This is a genomic window from Bradyrhizobium sp. B124 (assembly GCF_038967635.1).
Taxonomy (GTDB): domain Bacteria; phylum Pseudomonadota; class Alphaproteobacteria; order Rhizobiales; family Xanthobacteraceae; genus Bradyrhizobium.
The window spans coordinates 1459498-1476136 of sequence record NZ_CP152413.1 but is presented as its reverse complement, the minus strand read 5'-3'; the positions used below and the strand labels follow the sequence as shown (position 1 = coordinate 1476136).

Sequence of the window (16639 nt, the reverse complement as noted above, 5' to 3'; positions counted from 1 at the left end):
ATCGACAGAGTAGACTCGCAGCTCCCGGCCTTTGCCCCCAAGCCCTCCGGGAGTAGCGATCCCCGGCGCTGTGAAACCTCCGGCGCCCGGGGATCGTTGGTTTGCGGATCAAGCAAGCAGTCTTGAAACCGAAACACGCCCAAGGGTTGGTCGCCAGCGGTATCGTCATCAACGCGGGAATCCGGCTTCACTGCGTCTTGTTCACCCGGCTGCGGCGAAGTTCGAGGCGCAAGCAAAAGCCCCGGCGCGCGAATGCGCCGGGGCTAGTGTTTCCGCTTTGCTCGTCAAGCTGCCTGATCGGCAATGCACCGCCGAGCAGACGGGACTTTCGGTGTTACTTGTTCTCAGGCATCCAGGTTGTGCTGGCCCGATCGTACTTGAAGCCCGGTGCAGCCTTCAGGCTGTCCTTGGTCTCGTCGAGCGTGAGCCACCACTTGTCGTCCTTCTTTTGCGATTTGACGGCCGTGTACGGCACGATCACGTCCTTCTCGCCGGCGCCGAGAAAGCCGCCGACGCCGATGACGAGGCCGGTCACCTTGCCCGCCTTGTCGACGAGCACGTCGTCGATCGTCCCGATCTTGGATTCCTTCGGATCATAGACGTTCTGCTTGTAGTAGTTGGTGATGGTCCAGCTGTCCGTCGGGGCGGCGGGCATCGTGGTCGCCGCATGCGCGGCGGTAGCGAACGCCGCAGCCGAGATGCAGCCGATAACAAACTTTTTCATAAGAGAAACTCCTCGCCTTCAGTGGAGATGACCGACCAGGCAGACGCCACCGCCCAGGATGACGACTGCCGGCTCGGCCCAAAGTATGGTGACTGGCGTGCTCAGCGCCTGTCAGTCGGACGTGCAGATCTTGACGCTCTTCATGCCGGTCTCGGCTTCGGAGCGTGTCTTGTAGATGGTGCCCGACGGGCTGACGACGGTGGTCGTCGTGTCGGCCGGCTTCTGATCGACGATCGTGCACTTCTTCGTCTTCACGTCCTGCACGACGTAGAATTCGTCCGATGCAAATGCCGGCGTGACAAAAGCGGCAAGCAACGCTGCCGCGACAATCGATTTAACGTTCATGTTCTCTCCTCCAATGCCGTATCTATCGGCGCAGGTGGAACGGGAAGAACTAGCAATGGTTCCTAGAGCTGAGCCCGCTGACTCCTGACTCGAGTCAAGGCAAGCGAAAACCAATGTCGAGGTGCGGCGATATGCAGCACGGCTTGGGACTCGGGCGGTTCAGGGCGAATGAGGACTAGGCAAGTTGCGTCAATGCTGCCTGGTCAGCAAGAGGTCGGAAACGTCTTGCAGGTGAATGGCGGGATGCAGGGTTCCGAGCAGCCCAACAATGACGATGATTCCCAGTCCGAGTGTTGTCTCGATCGCACTGTTACGGATCAGTTGACGAAGGGCGACAGACGATTGTTCGCTTTCGATGGCGGCGAACTGCGGCGTCAAGCGAAAGCGGTTGATCGCCGCGAACACGAGCATCGCGGCGAAGATCGCTATCTTGAGCATCAGCAGCCGCCCATATTCGGTGGCGACGAGCCCATGTAGCGAGCCGACCAGAATGGCGGCGTTGACAACGCCGCTGAGCAGGATGGTGGCCACGCTGACGATGCCGAGTATCGAAAACCGTTCGGTGGCATCGCGGACCAGCGACATGCTCTCACGGACCTTGGGAGTGGCCAAGAAGGTGATCAGTGACACCAGACCACCGATCCAGGCTGCAGCAGCAACGGTATGCAACGCATCCGCTGCAAGATGCAGATAGCCGGTCGGACCAATGGTTGAGGCGGCGTGGCCGGTCCAGGCAAGACTGCCGGCAAGCCCGATCGCTGCAGCCAGCCCCAGCCATTGTGCGACCACCGCGCGGTCTGAGATGAGGCAGGCCGCCAGGCAGATCGCAAGACCTGCGCGGATGATTGTCATCTCACCGAACTGGGTTTCGTTGATGACGGTTGATAGGATGTCGGCGGTCAAAGCGTCGATGAGCGGCATTCCGCTCATCGACGCCGCCTGCAGCAGAAGCCAAATCGCGCCCGAGATCACCGCGAGGGCAAGACAGGCCCAGATATGCCGCCGCGTCCGGCTCCGAAACGCAGGCATCGCCGCGGTGCGGTTGTGCAAGACCGGCATGGCGATCAGGCGGCCGAAAACAACGCTTCCGACCGCTATCGCCGTTGCCGCGAAGTGCACGGCGCGCGTCGCGATCAACGGCGCTCCTGCTGCGGACCAATCCATTGCGACTAAGCTCTACTGGCCAACCTGGAAGGTGAAGTTCCCCTCGGTCGTGTGAGTGTCTACGGAAAGCACGTGCCAATTGACGTGATAGGTCCCAACACCGCCGCCCTTCAGCGAGACCGACATCTGGTTGCCGTTCACGCGCGCCTTTCCGGCATCGACCCGCTGCCCGGATGGACCGGTGACTGTTACCGAACTGAATGCTGCCTCCAGCTTCTGGGTGAAGGTGAGCGTCACCTCGCGCGGCGGGCTCGCCACCTTGTTGCCGACGCGCGGCTCGGCATGATCGAGAAAGGCGTGGGCGTCTGCCTTGCCGGCCGCAAGCGACAGCAAGAGCGCGATGATCAGGGATGAGCGTCGCATGATCAATTCCTCGCAAACGGGCTGGCGGGCTGCACCGGACCGCCAAAGATCGGCCTGCCGATGCCCCGGGGATCGATATCGTCGAGATAAAGATGGAGCTGCGCAATCATGCCGACCCGGGTTCCGCTTTGACGATTGATCGGGATCAGCGCCTCGACCCCGAGTTGATAGGTGTTCCCGACCCAGAGAACGCCGGGGTTGATGGTCCCAGTCGTCATCGTGCCCGACGTCAACGTGTTTCCGACCGGGGTCTGCAACGTCGCCTCAACAAGCGGGATCATGCGATTGATAAAATCCGGCAGACCGAGATCGACGACCGCGGATTTCAGATAGGGCAGGCTGTACTGGATCGTGGCGCCCCAGTTCAGCACCCTTGGATGAAACTCAGTATCGGAGGTCAAATCACCAGTATCGGGATCGACCCCGAAGGTCGTGGTGGATGACCTACCGGGAATGGCGTAGCCAACCTGTCCGGTGACCGCGACGGGGCGCAGCCATGACAACGTGTCGGGCAGGTCGCCGAAGCCTTTGCCGAAATAGAGGGTCGGCGTGTAGGTGTTGAACGGATCAGCTCCGACGCTGCCGGCGCCGGTGCCGCCCCATTCGACGCTCAGCCCTACCGACATAACGAATTCATGCTCGGCGTCCTTGAAGACACGATACTTGAAGGTGGTGTCGACGTTCTGGAAGCCATGGGCGCCGGTTCCGGTCGGTCCTCCAGGTGGATGGAGGAAGCTGTACGTCGACCCAATGGAGATCGCGAAAGCCTCGGTGATCCGCTTGGAAAACTCGCCGGAGAAGTCGCGCTGCCGGAACGACAGATCATCGCCGGTGTGGAAGCTGGATACGGTGGGCAGTGAGAGTTCGTCGTTCACGCCGGGATCGTCGATGCCGAGCGTGGCCGGAAAGAAGCGGTTGCCGACGATTTCGTGCGCGTTGCTGGAAGAAAGTGGAACAAGCGCGACGGCAAGGCCAGATAGGGCTGCGCGCGCATGACGGATGAACATGGGAATCTCCGCGGGCGTTGATGTGTAAAGGTCTCAGCGGCCGGTGGCCGCGCGGCTTTACGACAGAAACGGCGGAGCGCGCGCCTGGGCCTCGGAAGCGGCTCTTGGACCGGAGAGGCGCGGCGCGAAATCCAGCCAGGTGACCTGGCTCGTCACGCGATCGATCGCGATCGCGGCTGATGTCTGCGGCGAAGTGATCGGTGCGCCGGTCTGCAGCACGCTGCAGGCGGCGCAGCAGCCTTCGTGCGCGCGGTGACCGGTCTGATCGTCCTGGCCGGTCGCTTGTACCGCGCCGCCGTGGCACATGACCGCGCCTGTAAGCGGATCCGAGGCCGCAAGACTCGCCGCCCAGCAAGCGCCGATCGGTGCAAAGATCTGCACCAGCAGGGCAACCAGAACTAGGGGTAGAAATCTCTTCAGCTGTCGGCGCATCGGTCCACCCGCGACAATCTATCGCAAGGGAGGGCTGCCGTCGAGCCAAGTGACAATGGAGGGAGGAAGGTTGACGATTTAATGGAGCGTGTTGTGCGTCGGCAACGGCGCGCATACGCGCTGCGGTACGGCCTGAGGGGGGATCAGTCTGATGAGCCGATTTGTTTTCAGGTGACAGGTAGGTCGGCTGGCCGCATTCATTGCGGCCTATGCGCTTGTCCTCAATGTCGTGTTGTCGGGCGTCCTGGTCGCCAGCGTAGCGCCTGTGGCGGCGGGAGCCAGCGTGCGAGAATCCGACCTGCGGCGATAGTGCCCTGGATCTGCGGCGCGATGCCCGTCTCGTCGAGCCCTGTAGCAACACCGCCAACATTTGTGTGATTGGGAAATATCCGGGCTCCGATCTCGGTCTTCATTTCAGCAACGTACACATGCCTCGCCCGCGCGAGGCGCAATCAGGGCGGCTGAACGATGAAGATGATCTACCTTCTGGCGGCGCTCATGCTGGCGCCATCTCCTGCGACCGAGGCCTTCGCTCATGCACGAACCGGCAAAGGCAGCGATCGAGCGCATGTCGGCACGGGACCGACAATCGGCAACGGACTGCAGGGATACGGGATCGTCGGTCGTCAGATCGCGGCTCCGCCGTGGAGTTCCGCCTGCACGAACGACACGGGCCCACGACAATGCGACGAGCCCATGTGGGTCTATGGCAGCTCCGACTATGTCGCGCAGTTCAGGAGTGCATTCTGACGTTGGCCCGCGCGCGGCCCGTGCGACGGGCTCGGATGCCCTTGGGTTGTCGTGGGAAACGTTCGCCATGTAAAAGGCCCGCTCCGGGGCTCGCAATTCGGAGCGGGCCAGTCTGGGCGCGGCAAGTGTAGCCGCTGTTCGAACCTAGCGCGACATGCTGACACCGCCCTGACGGCGTCAAGAAAATGGAGAGGCGGCTGAATGCCGCCTCTCAGTCTCATTGATGGATTTGTGAACGGAATGTTTCGCGGCGCGCTCACCATTTGTAGGTGAGGCTTGCTGTGATGCGCCGGCGATCGCCGTAGTAACAGGAGCTGATCGTTGCGCAGCTCGCGACGTAGATATTGTCGGTGACGTTCACGACATTGAGCGCCGCGCGCCAGTTGTTGTCCCATTCGTAGTGCAAGGCGAGGTCGCCGAGCACGACGCCGGGGACGCGCGCGGTGTTCGCGGTGTCGGCAAAGGACGAGCCGACATAGCGGACGCCGCCGCCGAAGCCGAAGCCGTTCAGCGGGCCGTCGCGGAAGGTGTAGTCGGTCCAGACCGAGGCGAGCTGCCGCGGGGTGTTGGTCGGCACGGTACCGATCAGCGCGGGATTGAGGTCCTTGCTGACGAACAGCTCGTAATTGGTGTAGCTCGCCACCAGCTTGAAATCCCGCGTGATGTTCGCGACAGCCTCGAGCTCGACGCCGCGCGAGGTGACCTCGCCATTCTGGGTCTGGAACAGCGTGTTGTTCGGATCTGTGGTCAGCGCGTTCTTCCGCTTGAGATCGAACAGCGCGGCGCCGAACCGCGCGTTGAGGCCGACCGGCTCGTATTTGACGCCGACCTCGGTCTGCTCTGAGGTCTCCGGCAGCAGCAACTGGCCGGCGGCGTTGGTGCCGATGACCGGATTGTAGCCGGTCATGTAGGAGACGTAGGGCGCAACGCCGCTGTCGAAATTGTAGATCGCACCGACCCGGCCGGAGAACTTGCTGTCGTCGCGGCTCTGATCGGCGCCGATCCGGTTGTTGTTGGTGAGGTCGACCCAGTCCTGCCGTCCCGACAGCACGACCGTCAGGCGATCCAGCTTGACCTGGTCCTGCAGGTAGAGCCCGGCCATGCCCTGGGTGAGATAGGCGTTCTGATACAGCGAGCCGCTATACGGCAGGTTGTTGCCGTAGACCGGATTGAACACGTTGAGAGTCGTGCCCATGCCGAAACCCTGGCGATCGTCGATGCCGTAATATTTCAGGTCGACGCCGACCAGCGCGGTGTGTTGCAGCGCGCCGGTTGAGAAGCGATATTCGAGCTCATTGTCGAGGTTGAGCTGCGTGGCGATGCCGCGGGTGTAGAAATTGCCGCGGGTGATGTCGGCCGCCGCCGGCGTCGTGGCGTAGCCGAGCCCGTAGAGCCCGGCGTAATAGACGTCGACATGCGCCATGCGCGCGTTCTGGCGGAAGTCGACGCTGTCAGTCACGCTCTTCTGGAACTGGTAGCCGACTATCTCCTGGTCGCGGCGGAACTGGTCGACGCTGGGGTCGCCGACGAACAGGCTGGTCGGAATGCGGCCGAACGGCGCGTTGGTGACGGTGCCGACATAGGGGAGGAAGTTCAGCGCACGGGTGTTGCTGTGCGAGGCCATGCCGAACACCGTGAGGCTGGTGTCGGCATCGGGCCGCCAGGTCACCGACGGGGCGAAGAAGAAATTGTTGTCGTAGACATAGTCGGTCTGAGTGCCGCCGCCCTGGGCCTGGCCGACCAGGCGATACTGCACCTGGCCGCCGCCGGGCTGCGCCGTCGCGCCGCCGATGTCGAACTGGGTATAGGTGTTGCCGAAATTATTGACGCCGGCCTCGATGTAGCGAATGGGCTCCGCCTGCGGCAGCTTGCTCACCGCATTGACGAGGCCGCCCGGCGCCGAGCCGCCATACAGGATGCCGGAGGGACCGCGCAGCACCTCGACGCGCTCGAGATTGAACGGCTGCAGCTTCCAGCTTGCATAGGAGGTGTAGAACAGCTGCAGGCCGTCGAGGAACAGCGACTCGTTCTGCGCGGGGAAGCCCCGGATCATGAACCAGTCGTTGCGGAAGTCGGCGCCATAGGTGCCGCCGACGACGCCCGGCGTGTAGCGCAGCACCTCGTCGAACTTGCTGACGATCTTCTGGTCGCGGATCTGCTCGGCGCTGATGACCGTCACCGATTGCGGTGTTTGGATGATCGGCGTGCTGGTCTTGGTGCCGCTGGCGCTCTGCCGCGCCAAATAGCCGGTGACCGGGCCGTTGGCGCGCTCGTGCCCGCCGCCTGAGCCTGCGGCCTGCTGTGCCGCCTGTGGCTGCGCTCCCGCTGGTGCAACTGTTGCGCGGCGCACGGCGCTTCGTGTGCGCGTGGTCCGCTGCGAAGGCTGCTGCGATCGCGCCGCTTGCCGGTGCTGCGGCGCATCGACCGTCACGGACGGCAATTGCGTCTGCGCGAACACCTCGTCCGCACCAGCAACCGAAAGCACCACCAGAGCCGAAGCAGCAAACCGCTGCGGCCGAATCCATCCGTCCGTCATTCAACGCCCCCAAAGAGAATTGTCTTCGGCGTCGTTATCACGGTGATTTTCGCGAACAGCCCGCGCGCGGTTAGAAGCTATCGAAGCTGTACGCAAAGCTCGTGTGTGTGACTGGGAGACAACGGAGTGCGACGTACAATTGCACGCATCGCGTGAGAGGCTTGAATCGATCCAGTGTTGAATGATTCAAAGATCGAACGATTCAAAAATCGAACGCTTCAAAATCATCTCGTGACTCGATGCATCATGATCGTGCACGTGATGATCGAGAGAAACGGACGTCGCGTGATTGGGTGGGGCGCTCTGGTGAAGCTCGAGGGCGCGGCCCGCCTTGAGGCGTCAGCCTCGGCTGGTCGCGCGATCGGGAAGGGGGCGTCCCGTCCGCCCCCGCGGGCCCCGTCAGCCACGGCCTGCGGGGACCGGAACCGGGCAGCGGGCGGGGCGGCCCCGCCGGCTGGCAATCCCCGGCATCCCCACCATATCTGGCATAATTGACCGCCGGGGACCGCAACGGCTTGGCCATTTTGGGGTGATGTGATAACCCTCTGACACCAGCTTCGACCGCCACTCGTGACCGTCCGCATCCCACCTAAAGGCTTGCGGCGGTGGAGATATTTCGCCGATGACCTCATCCTCCAAGACCGCTTCCGCGCCCGATTCCTTCTTCACGGCAACCCTTGCCGAGGCCGATCCCGAGATCGCCGCCGCGATCAAGGGCGAGCTCGGCCGGCAGCGCCATGAGATCGAGCTGATCGCCTCCGAGAACATCGTCAGCCGCGCGGTGCTGGAGGCGCAGGGCTCGGTGATGACCAACAAATACGCGGAAGGTTATCCGGGCGCGCGCTACTACGGCGGTTGCGAGTGGGTCGACGTCGCCGAGAACCTGGCGATCGAGCGCGCCAAGAAGCTGTTCGGCGCCGGGTTCGCCAACGTCCAGCCGAACTCCGGCAGCCAGATGAACCAGGCGGTGTTCCTGGCGCTGCTGCAGCCGGGCGACACCTTCATGGGTCTCGACCTCGCCGCCGGCGGCCATCTCACCCACGGCTCGCCGGTCAACATGTCCGGCAAGTGGTTCAAGGCCGCGCACTACACCGTGCGCCGCGAGGATCAGATCATCGACATGGACGAAGTCCAGAAGCAGGCCGAACAGGTCAAGCCGAAGCTGATCATCGCCGGCGGCTCGGCCTATTCGCGCGCGTGGGACTTCAAGCGCTTCCGCGAGATCGCAGACTCGGTCGGTGCGTATCTGCTGGTCGACATGGCGCATTTCGCGGGCCTCGTCGCCGGCGGCGTGCATGCCTCGCCGGTGCCGCACGCCCACGTCACCACCACCACGACGCACAAATCGCTGCGCGGTCCGCGCGGCGGCCTGATCCTCACCAATGACGAGACGCTTGCCAAGAAGCTGAACTCGGCGATCTTCCCCGGCCTGCAGGGCGGCCCGCTGATGCACGTCATCGCCGCCAAGGCGGTGGCGTTCGCCGAAGCGCTGCGGCCGGACTTCAAGGTCTACGCCAAGAACGTGGTCGAGAACGCCAAGGCGTTGGCGGAGACGCTGCGCAGCCACGGCCTCGATATCGTGTCCGGCGGCACCGACAACCATCTGATGCTGGTCGACCTCAGGCCGAAGGGCCTGAAGGGCAACATCTCCGAGAAGGCGCTGGTGCGCGCTGCGATCACCTGCAACAAGAATGGCATCCCGTTCGATCCCGAGAAGCCGTTCGTCACCTCGGGCCTGCGTCTCGGTACGCCGGCTGCGACGACCCGCGGCTTCGGCGTCGCCGAGTTCAAGCAGGTCGGCGGCATGATCGCGGAAGTGCTGAACGCGCTGGCGCAGTCGCCGGACGGCAAGGCGCCGCTGGTCGAGGCCGCGATCAAGGAACGCGTCAAGGCGCTGACCGATCGCTTCCCGATCTACCAGTAGCCGTTCGTTCGTAAAGGTCCCGTCGGATGCGCTGCCCGAGCTGCAATTCACTTGATACGCAGGTCAAGGACTCGCGTCCGACCGAGGACTCCGCGGTTATCCGCAGGCGGCGCGTCTGCATGGCCTGCAACTTCCGCTTCACGACCTTCGAGCGGGTGCAGCTGCGCGAACTGACCGTGATCAAGCGCAACGGCCGCCGCGTGCCATTCGACCGCGACAAGCTGGTCCGCTCGCTGCAGATCTCATTGCGCAAGCGCCCGGTGGAGTCGGAGCGGGTGGAGAAGATGGTGTCCACCATCGTCCGCGAGCTCGAAAGCGGCGGCGAGGCGGAGGTCTCCTCGGAGGCGATCGGCGAGATCGTGATGGAGCATCTGCGCCAGCTCGACGACGTCGCCTATGTGCGCTTCGCCTCGGTCTACCGCAATTTCCGCGAGGCCAAGGACTTTGAGGCCGTGCTCGACGAGCTGACCGGCGAAGAGGACCCGCGGATCGCGACGTTGCGAAAATGATCTTCCGCATTCTGGAAGAGCAGCTCGGGCAGAAAGCCAAAGAGGCGAAGGAAACTGCAAAGGCCGCCGATCTGCGCTTCATGCAGCTCGCGCTTGCGCTCGGCCGCCGCGGGCTCGGGCGCACCTGGCCCAATCCGGCGGTCGGCGCCGTCATCATCAAGGATGGCGTGATTGTCGGCCGCGGCTGGACCCAGCCCGGCGGCCGCCCGCATGCCGAGGTCGAGGCGCTGAGGCGCGCGGGTGAGGCGGCGCGCGGCGCCACGCTCTATGTCACGCTCGAACCCTGCTCGCATTTCGGCCGCTCGCCGCCCTGTGCGGATGCCGTCGTCGCGGCCGGGCTTGCCCGCGTGGTCTCGGCGATCGAGGACCCCAATCCGGATGTCGGTGGCAAGGGGCACGCCAAGCTGCGCGCTGCGGGGATCGCAGTCGATGTCGGGCTGTGCGCGGCCGAGGCTGCGCGCGACCATGCCGGGCATTTCCGCCGGATCACGGACCAGCGCCCGCACGTGATCCTCAAGCTCGCAGTGTCCTCCGACGACAAGATCGCAGCGGGTGGCCACACGCCGGTAGCGATTACCGGCGAGGCTGCGCAGAGGCGCGTGCATCTGTTGCGCGCGCAGAGCGATGCGATCCTGGTCGGCATCGGCACAGTGAAGGCCGACGATCCGCTCCTGACCTGCCGGTTGCCCGGCATGGCGGCGCGTTCGCCGGTGCGGGTGGTGCTCGATCGCGCACTGCGGATTTCCGGCGACAGCCGCCTGGTGCATTCGGCGCGCGAGACCCCGCTCTGGGTGATGACGTCGGATCTTGCCGAGGCGCCGGCTGCGATGAAGCTCGGCGCTGCCGGGGCAGAGGTGATCCGCGTTGCCTCAGGCGCGCAGCCGGGGCTCGATCTGCCGGCGGTGTTGCATGCGCTGGCGGAGAAGGGCGTCACACGGCTGATGGTCGAGGGCGGCGCGCGCGTGGCAAATTCTTTCGTGGCAGCCGGCCTGGTCGATGAAATCTGGCTGTTACGCGGACCTGAACCGATCGGTGCCGATGGCGTTCCCGCGCTGGACGCAATGCCGCTCGCCGCAATCACGCAGTCGCCCGCCTTCCGCCTTCGTGCTAGCGAAACCCTCGATAACGACAGTCTCATGATCTACGAGCGTGCGTAATGTTTACCGGAATTGTCACCGATATCGGTGAGATCACCAGCCTGAAGCCCGTGGCGCAGGGGCAGCTGCACCGGATGCGGATTGCCTGCGACTACGACCAGACCACGATCGCGGACGGCGCCTCGATCGCCTGCAACGGCGTCTGCCTCACCGTGGTCGCCTCCGGCACCGCTGACGGTAAGACCTGGTTCGATGTCGATGCCGCGGCCGAGACGCTCGGCATGACCACCGCCAGGCACTGGGCACAGGGTGGCCGGCTCAACCTCGAGCGCGCACTCAAGATCGGCGACGAGCTCGGCGGTCACATCGTGGCCGGGCATGCCGACGGGATCGCCACCATCGTCAAGCGCGACGATCTACCCGACATGGCGCGGTTCGAGCTGCGAACCACCCGCGAGCTGGCGCGTTTCATCGCCGCCAAGGGATCGATCACGCTGGACGGCGTCTCGCTGACCGTGAATACGGTCGACGATGTCACCTTTTCGGTGCTGATCATCCCGCACACGCTGTCCGTCACGACCCTGAGCGGCTGGAAGGCCGGCAGCGAGGTCAATATCGAGGTCGATCTGATGGCCCGCTATGCGGCGCGGCTGTCGGAGATGAAATGACGGCGTAGCCGTCATTCCGGGGTGATGCGCCAGCATCGAACCCGGAATATCGAGATTCCGGGTCTGGTCCTACGGACCATCCCGGAATGACCGTGTTTGAAGCATTCCCTGCTTGGCTTCAGTCGTTGCGGCGACTACAAACTCGCAACACGTTGACATCCAACGTTTTCGGAAAATGTCAACAAAATGAATGGATATCTAAATGGCTGACGCGCGGCGCGCACCCCTGAAGGACCAGACCGACATCACAGGCGCACGCGTGCTGATCGTCGAGGCCCGGTTTTATGACGACATCCAGGATGCGCTGCTGGAAGGCGCGCTCGCCGAGCTGAAGACGGTCGGCGCCAGCCATGACGTGATCACCGTGCCGGGCGCGCTGGAGATTCCGGCCGCGATCGCGATTGCGATCGATGCGGCGGCGGCGAACGGCAAGCCCTATGACGCGGCGATCGCGCTCGGCTGCGTGGTGCGCGGCGACACCATCCATTTCGAGATCGTCTCGCAGGAGTCCTCGCGCGGATTGATGGATCTGGCCGTGAGCCGGAAATTCCCGCTCGGCAACGGCATCCTCACCGTCAACACCGAGGCGCAGGCTTGGGCGCGTGCGCGTGCCAGCGAGTTGAACAAGGGCGGCGACGCCGCGCGCGCGGCGATCGCGATGCTGCGGATCAAACGCCGTCTGGCAAAGGCCTGACCATGGCTGACAACAAGAAGCCCGCGAAAGCCCCCGACAGGAAAGCCAACCGGCGCGGCGCGGCACGGCTCGCGGCCGTGCAGGCGCTGTACCAGATGGACATTGGCGGCGCGGGTATCAACGACATCTTCGCCGAGTTCGAGAGCCACTGGCTCGGCAACGAGGTCGAGGGCGAGAAATACCTGCCGGCGGAAGCGGCGTTCTTCCGCGATGTCGTCTCCGGCGTGGTGCGCGACCAGGCCAAGCTCGATCCGCTGATCGACGAGGCGCTGTCGAAGGGCTGGCCGCTGAAGCGGATCGATGCAATTTTGCGCGCGGTGCTACGGGCAGGGTCCTACGAGCTCGAGCATCGCCGGGATGTGCCGGGCCGCGTGGTGGTTTCCGAATATGTCGACGTCGCGCACGCCTTTGTCGAGAAGGACGAGACCGGCATGGTCAACGCCGTGCTCGACCAGATCGCACGCCAGTTCCGCGGCGACGAGTTTGTGCGGGGTTAAGCTCTAGACGACGGCTCTTGCCGTAGCCGTCATCCTGAGGTGCCGTAGCGAAGCGGAGGCCTCGAAGGGTGGCGGCGTAGCTCGGTGGCGGAGCCGGGCCGTGCATCCTTCGAGGCTCGCTCCGCTCGCACCTCAGGATGACGGGTTGATGACCGAAGCAAGCAAACCGATTTCCGGCGAAGACTCCCTGATCGCGCGCTATTTCAGGCCGCTTGCGACCGACCCCGGTGCGTTCGGGCTCGACGACGACGCGGCCGCGCTGCGGGCGGCCGGCGAGGACATCGTGGTCACCACGGATGCCATCGTCGAGGGCGTGCATTTCCTTGCCGATGATCCGCCCGACACGCTGGCGCGCAAGGCGCTGCGGGTGAACCTGTCCGACATCGCGGCCAAGGGCGCGGTGCCGGCCGGCTTCGTGCTGACGCTGGCGCTGCGCCACGCCGAGGAGGCCTGGCTCAAGCCGTTTGCCCGGGCGCTCGGCGAGGACGCCGCCCATTTCGGCTGCCCGCTGCTCGGCGGCGACACGGTCTCGACACCAGGGCCGCTGATGATCTCGATCACCGCGTTCGGCCGGCTACCTCAGGGCAAGATGGTGCACCGCGCGGGGGCAAAGGCCGGCGACCGCGTGTTTGTGACCGGCGCGATCGGGGATGCCGCGCTCGGCCTCGATGTGCTCCGGGGCGGTCCCGTCGCGGCGGCACTGGCCGACGATGCCGCCGGCCGGGATTTTCTTGCCGCCCGCTACCGTGTTCCGCAGCCGCGCAACGCCCTTGCCAAGGCCGTCCGCAGCTACGCCAGCGCGGCGATGGACGTGTCCGACGGTCTCGCCGGCGATCTGGCCAAGCTTTGCGCAGCCAGCGGCGTGACGGCCGTGATCAACGTGCCGAGCATCCCATTGTCGCCTGCGGCAGCGGGGCTGCTCGCGCGCAAGGCGATCGGTATCGAGACCCTGGTCGCCGGCGGCGATGACTATGAGCTCTTGTGCGCGGTGCCGGGCGATCGCGCGGACGCCTTTGTGCGCGAGGCACGGCTGGCCAAGGTCGCTGTCACCGCCATCGGTGGCCTCATTGCAGGCCAGTCACCGCCAAGCTTTCTCGACGGACAGGGCAGGGAACTGGCGCTGAAGCGGCTGTCCTACAGCCATTTCTAGAACGTCCGGCCGAAACGCGCCGACTTTCCTTCTAAATTGCTGCCGATATCGGCGTTTTCGGCCGTAGGTGGCGTTGCACAGCGGTAACGATTTTGGCAAGGTCGCGCCCGATTTGAGGCAATCCGTTTTTGGGGAGGATTGTCCTCGCAAAATAAGCGCCTGTCGCCCCCTAGCGGCACAAAGAAGGCGCGGGGGTTACATCAAGGATCTGAGGCAAAATTCAATGACAGCTTTATGGTTGATTGTGCTCTGCGGGGCGCTTTCCATCGTCTACGCGATCTGGGCGACGCAGTCGGTCTTGAACGCGGATGCGGGCAATGCCCGCATGCAGGAAATCGCGGGCGCGGTGCGCGAGGGCGCACAAGCCTATCTGCGGCGGCAATACACCACGATCGGCATGGTCGGTATCGTGATCTTCGTGGTGCTGGCCTACTTCCTTGGCCTTCTGGTGGCGATCGGCTTTGCGATCGGCGCCATCCTGTCGGGGGCGGCCGGCTTCATCGGCATGAACGTCTCGGTGCGCGCCAACGTCCGCACCGCGCAGGCGGCGACCACTTCGCTTGCCGGCGGCCTCGAACTCGCCTTCAAGGCGGGTGCGATCACCGGCATGCTGGTGGCCGGTCTCGCGCTGCTCGGCGTCACCATCTACTTCATGGTGCTGGTCAAGTTCATGGGGCTGGAAGCCGGTAGCCGCACCGTGGTCGACGCCATGGTGGCGCTCGGCTTCGGCGCCTCGTTGATCTCGATCTTTGCCCGTCTCGGCGGCGGCATCTTCACCAAGGGTGCAGACGTCGGCGGCGACCTCGTCGGCAAGGTCGAGGCCGGCATCCCTGAGGACGATCCGCGCAACCCGGCCACCATCGCCGACAATGTCGGCGACAATGTCGGCGACTGCGCCGGCATGGCGGCGGACCTGTTCGAGACCTATGCGGTGACCGCGGTCGCCACCATGGTGCTCGCGGCGATCTTCTTCGCCAAGACGCCGATCCTGGTGAACATGATGACGCTGCCGCTCGCGATCGGCGGCATCTGCATCATCACCTCGATCATCGGCACCTTCTTCGTCAAGCTCGGCGCCAGCCAGTCGATCATGGGTGCCCTGTACAAGGGCCTGATCGCCACCGGCATCCTGTCGCTGGTCGGTGTTGCGGCCGTGATCAACTGGCTGATCGGCTTCGGCAAGCTCGATGGCGTCGACTACACCGGCATGGCGCTGTTCGAATGCGGCGTGGTCGGTCTCGTCGTCACCGGCCTGATCATCTGGATCACCGAGTACTACACCGGCACCGACTATCGTCCGGTGAAGTCGATTGCGGCCGCGTCCGTCACCGGTCACGGCACCAACGTGATCCAGGGCCTCGCGATCTCGATGGAGGCGACCGCGCTGCCTGCGCTCGTCATCATCGCCGGTATCCTGGTCACCTACAGCCTGGCCGGCCTGTTCGGCATCGCGATCGCGACCGCCACCATGCTGGCGCTGGCCGGCATGATCGTCGCGCTCGACGCCTTCGGCCCGGTCACCGACAACGCCGGCGGCATCGCCGAGATGGCGGGTCTGCCCAAGGAGGTGCGCAAGTCGACCGACGCGCTCGACGCGGTCGGCAACACCACCAAGGCGGTGACCAAGGGCTACGCGATCGGCTCCGCCGGTCTCGGTGCGCTGGTGCTGTTTGCGGCCTATAATGAGGACCTCAAATTCTTCATCGCAGACTCCGCCAACCACCTCTACTTCAAGGGGGTCCATCCCGACTTCTCGCTCAACAACCCCTACGTCGTGGTCGGCCTGCTGTTCGGCGGCCTGCTGCCGTATCTGTTCGGCGCGATGGGCATGACGGCGGTGGGACGTGCCGCCAGCGCAATCGTTGAAGAGGTGCGCCGTCAGTTCCGCGAGAAGCCCGGCATCATGCAGGGCACCGACAAGCCGGACTACGGCAAGGCGGTCGACCTGCTGACCAAGGCGGCGATCAAGGAGATGATCATCCCGTCGCTGCTGCCGGTTCTGTCGCCGATCTTCGTCTACTTCGTGATCTATGCGATCGCGGGCGGCGGCGCGGCCGGCAAGTCGGCGGCGTTCTCCGCGGTCGGCGCCATGCTGCTCGGCGTCATCGTCACCGGCCTGTTCGTCGCGATCTCGATGACCTCGGGCGGCGGCGCATGGGACAACGCCAAGAAGTACATCGAGGACGGCCACTACGGCGGCAAGGGCTCCGACGCCCACAAGTCCGCGGTGACCGGCGACACCGTCGGCGATCCCTACAAGGATACGGCGGGCCCGGCGGTCAACCCGATGATCAAGATCACCAACATCGTGGCGCTGCTGCTGCTGGCGATTTTGGCGCACTAAGTTCCTGGCGCACTGAGCGGCGCGAAACGAACGAATGCAAAACCCCGCGGTGCAAGCCGCGGGGTTTTTGTTTTGCATGGACTTGGTTCGGTGTACTGCCGAATTGATCGGCTTTCCGCCAACGAGATCCGCCGAGAACCAGACGCGAACAAAACGGAGATCAATCGATGTCGCTCTCATCCGCACGGAACTATGCGCTCCGCGCCTCCAAGTCGCAGGATCAGAAGGAGGCCATCGAGCTGTTGTCGCAGGCGATCCTGGAACTGGCGATGTCGATGGAAGCAACCGACGCCAAGATCAAGAAGATCAACAAGTCATCGTAACACTAGCCGCACCGTGCTCCGGAGTGACAGAATTGTAGGGTGGATTAGCGAAGCGTAATCCACCAATAAGGTCTAACCGCTGCGGCGGATTACGCCTTCCGCCTTCGCTCGT

General features: G+C 64.3%; 17 protein-coding genes. 10 read left to right on the top strand and 7 right to left on the bottom strand.

Annotation, left to right across the window (positions count from 1 at the left end):
• Positions 1-334 precede the first annotated feature (334 nt).
• The 6 genes from AAFG13_RS06935 to AAFG13_RS06910 all read right to left on the bottom strand — a co-directional run bounded on the left by AAFG13_RS06935 (position 335) and on the right by AAFG13_RS06910 (position 4035).
• The gene (locus tag AAFG13_RS06935; protein WP_212315030.1) at positions 335-724 is read right to left on the bottom strand and encodes a PRC-barrel domain-containing protein; all 390 of its coding nucleotides are present in this window, start codon (positions 722-724) and stop codon (positions 335-337) included.
• A 111-nt stretch (positions 725-835) separates the two neighbouring features.
• Positions 836-1069 carry a hypothetical protein gene (locus AAFG13_RS06930; protein ID WP_342711558.1) on the bottom strand — a complete coding sequence of 78 codons (234 nt, stop codon included), beginning with the start codon at positions 1067-1069 and terminating at the stop codon, positions 836-838.
• A gap of 189 nt (positions 1070-1258) precedes the next feature.
• Entirely contained in the window at positions 1259-2206 is a 948-nt protein-coding gene (gene copD, locus AAFG13_RS06925; RefSeq protein ID WP_249132390.1) for a copper homeostasis membrane protein CopD, read from the bottom strand.
• A gap of 39 nt (positions 2207-2245) precedes the next feature.
• Positions 2246-2596 carry a copper resistance CopC family protein gene (locus tag AAFG13_RS06920; RefSeq protein WP_212315024.1) on the bottom strand — a complete coding sequence of 117 codons (351 nt, stop codon included), beginning with the start codon at positions 2594-2596 and terminating at the stop codon, positions 2246-2248.
• 2 nt (positions 2597-2598) lie between these two features.
• A complete protein-coding gene (locus tag AAFG13_RS06915; protein WP_212315022.1) occupies positions 2599-3603 on the bottom strand; it encodes a hypothetical protein in 1005 nt (334 codons plus the stop codon).
• A gap of 57 nt (positions 3604-3660) precedes the next feature.
• A complete protein-coding gene (locus tag AAFG13_RS06910; protein ID WP_212315020.1) occupies positions 3661-4035 on the bottom strand; it encodes a DUF2946 family protein in 375 nt (124 codons plus the stop codon).
• A gap of 468 nt (positions 4036-4503) precedes the next feature.
• On the opposite strand from AAFG13_RS06910, the gene AAFG13_RS06905 reads away from it, so the two are divergent.
• On the top strand, positions 4504-4785 hold the full coding sequence (locus AAFG13_RS06905) for a hypothetical protein (protein ID WP_342711557.1): 282 nt from the start codon (positions 4504-4506) through the stop codon (positions 4783-4785).
• A 256-nt stretch (positions 4786-5041) separates the two neighbouring features.
• Here AAFG13_RS06905 and AAFG13_RS06900 read toward each other — a convergent pair whose 3' ends face one another.
• A complete protein-coding gene (locus tag AAFG13_RS06900; RefSeq protein WP_342711556.1) occupies positions 5042-7321 on the bottom strand; it encodes a TonB-dependent siderophore receptor in 2280 nt (759 codons plus the stop codon).
• Positions 7322-7943: 622 nt separating this feature from the next.
• On the opposite strand from AAFG13_RS06900, the gene glyA reads away from it, so the two are divergent.
• From glyA to AAFG13_RS06855, 9 genes are all read left to right on the top strand, one after another.
• A complete protein-coding gene (gene glyA / locus AAFG13_RS06895) occupies positions 7944-9245 on the top strand; it encodes a serine hydroxymethyltransferase (RefSeq protein ID WP_212315014.1) in 1302 nt (433 codons plus the stop codon).
• A 26-nt stretch (positions 9246-9271) separates the two neighbouring features.
• Complete coding sequence (gene nrdR, locus AAFG13_RS06890; RefSeq protein WP_050400938.1) at positions 9272-9754, top strand: transcriptional regulator NrdR; 483 nt, start codon at positions 9272-9274, stop codon at positions 9752-9754.
• Positions 9751-10911: a bifunctional diaminohydroxyphosphoribosylaminopyrimidine deaminase/5-amino-6-(5-phosphoribosylamino)uracil reductase RibD gene (gene ribD, locus AAFG13_RS06885; RefSeq protein WP_342711555.1), complete on the top strand. Its 1161-nt coding sequence runs from the start codon at positions 9751-9753 to the stop codon at positions 10909-10911. Before nrdR ends, ribD begins: the two co-directional genes overlap by 4 nt.
• On the top strand, positions 10911-11519 hold the full coding sequence (locus AAFG13_RS06880) for a riboflavin synthase (protein WP_342711554.1): 609 nt from the start codon (positions 10911-10913) through the stop codon (positions 11517-11519). The genes ribD and AAFG13_RS06880 overlap by 1 nt, the downstream gene beginning before the upstream one ends.
• 202 nt (positions 11520-11721) lie before the next feature.
• Positions 11722-12213 (top strand): 6,7-dimethyl-8-ribityllumazine synthase, encoded by a 492-nt coding sequence (gene ribH, locus AAFG13_RS06875; protein WP_342711553.1) that lies wholly within the window; start codon positions 11722-11724, stop codon positions 12211-12213.
• A gap of 2 nt (positions 12214-12215) precedes the next feature.
• Positions 12216-12710 carry a transcription antitermination factor NusB gene (nusB, locus tag AAFG13_RS06870; RefSeq protein WP_092114726.1) on the top strand — a complete coding sequence of 165 codons (495 nt, stop codon included), beginning with the start codon at positions 12216-12218 and terminating at the stop codon, positions 12708-12710.
• 148 nt (positions 12711-12858) lie between these two features.
• Complete coding sequence (thiL, locus tag AAFG13_RS06865; protein WP_342711552.1) at positions 12859-13860, top strand: thiamine-phosphate kinase; 1002 nt, start codon at positions 12859-12861, stop codon at positions 13858-13860.
• Between the two features lie 223 nt (positions 13861-14083).
• Positions 14084-16204: a sodium-translocating pyrophosphatase gene (locus AAFG13_RS06860; protein WP_212315006.1), complete on the top strand. Its 2121-nt coding sequence runs from the start codon at positions 14084-14086 to the stop codon at positions 16202-16204.
• Positions 16205-16371: 167 nt separating this feature from the next.
• Entirely contained in the window at positions 16372-16527 is a 156-nt protein-coding gene (locus AAFG13_RS06855; protein WP_171947607.1) for a hypothetical protein, read from the top strand.
• The last annotated feature ends 112 nt before the right edge of the window (positions 16528-16639 follow it).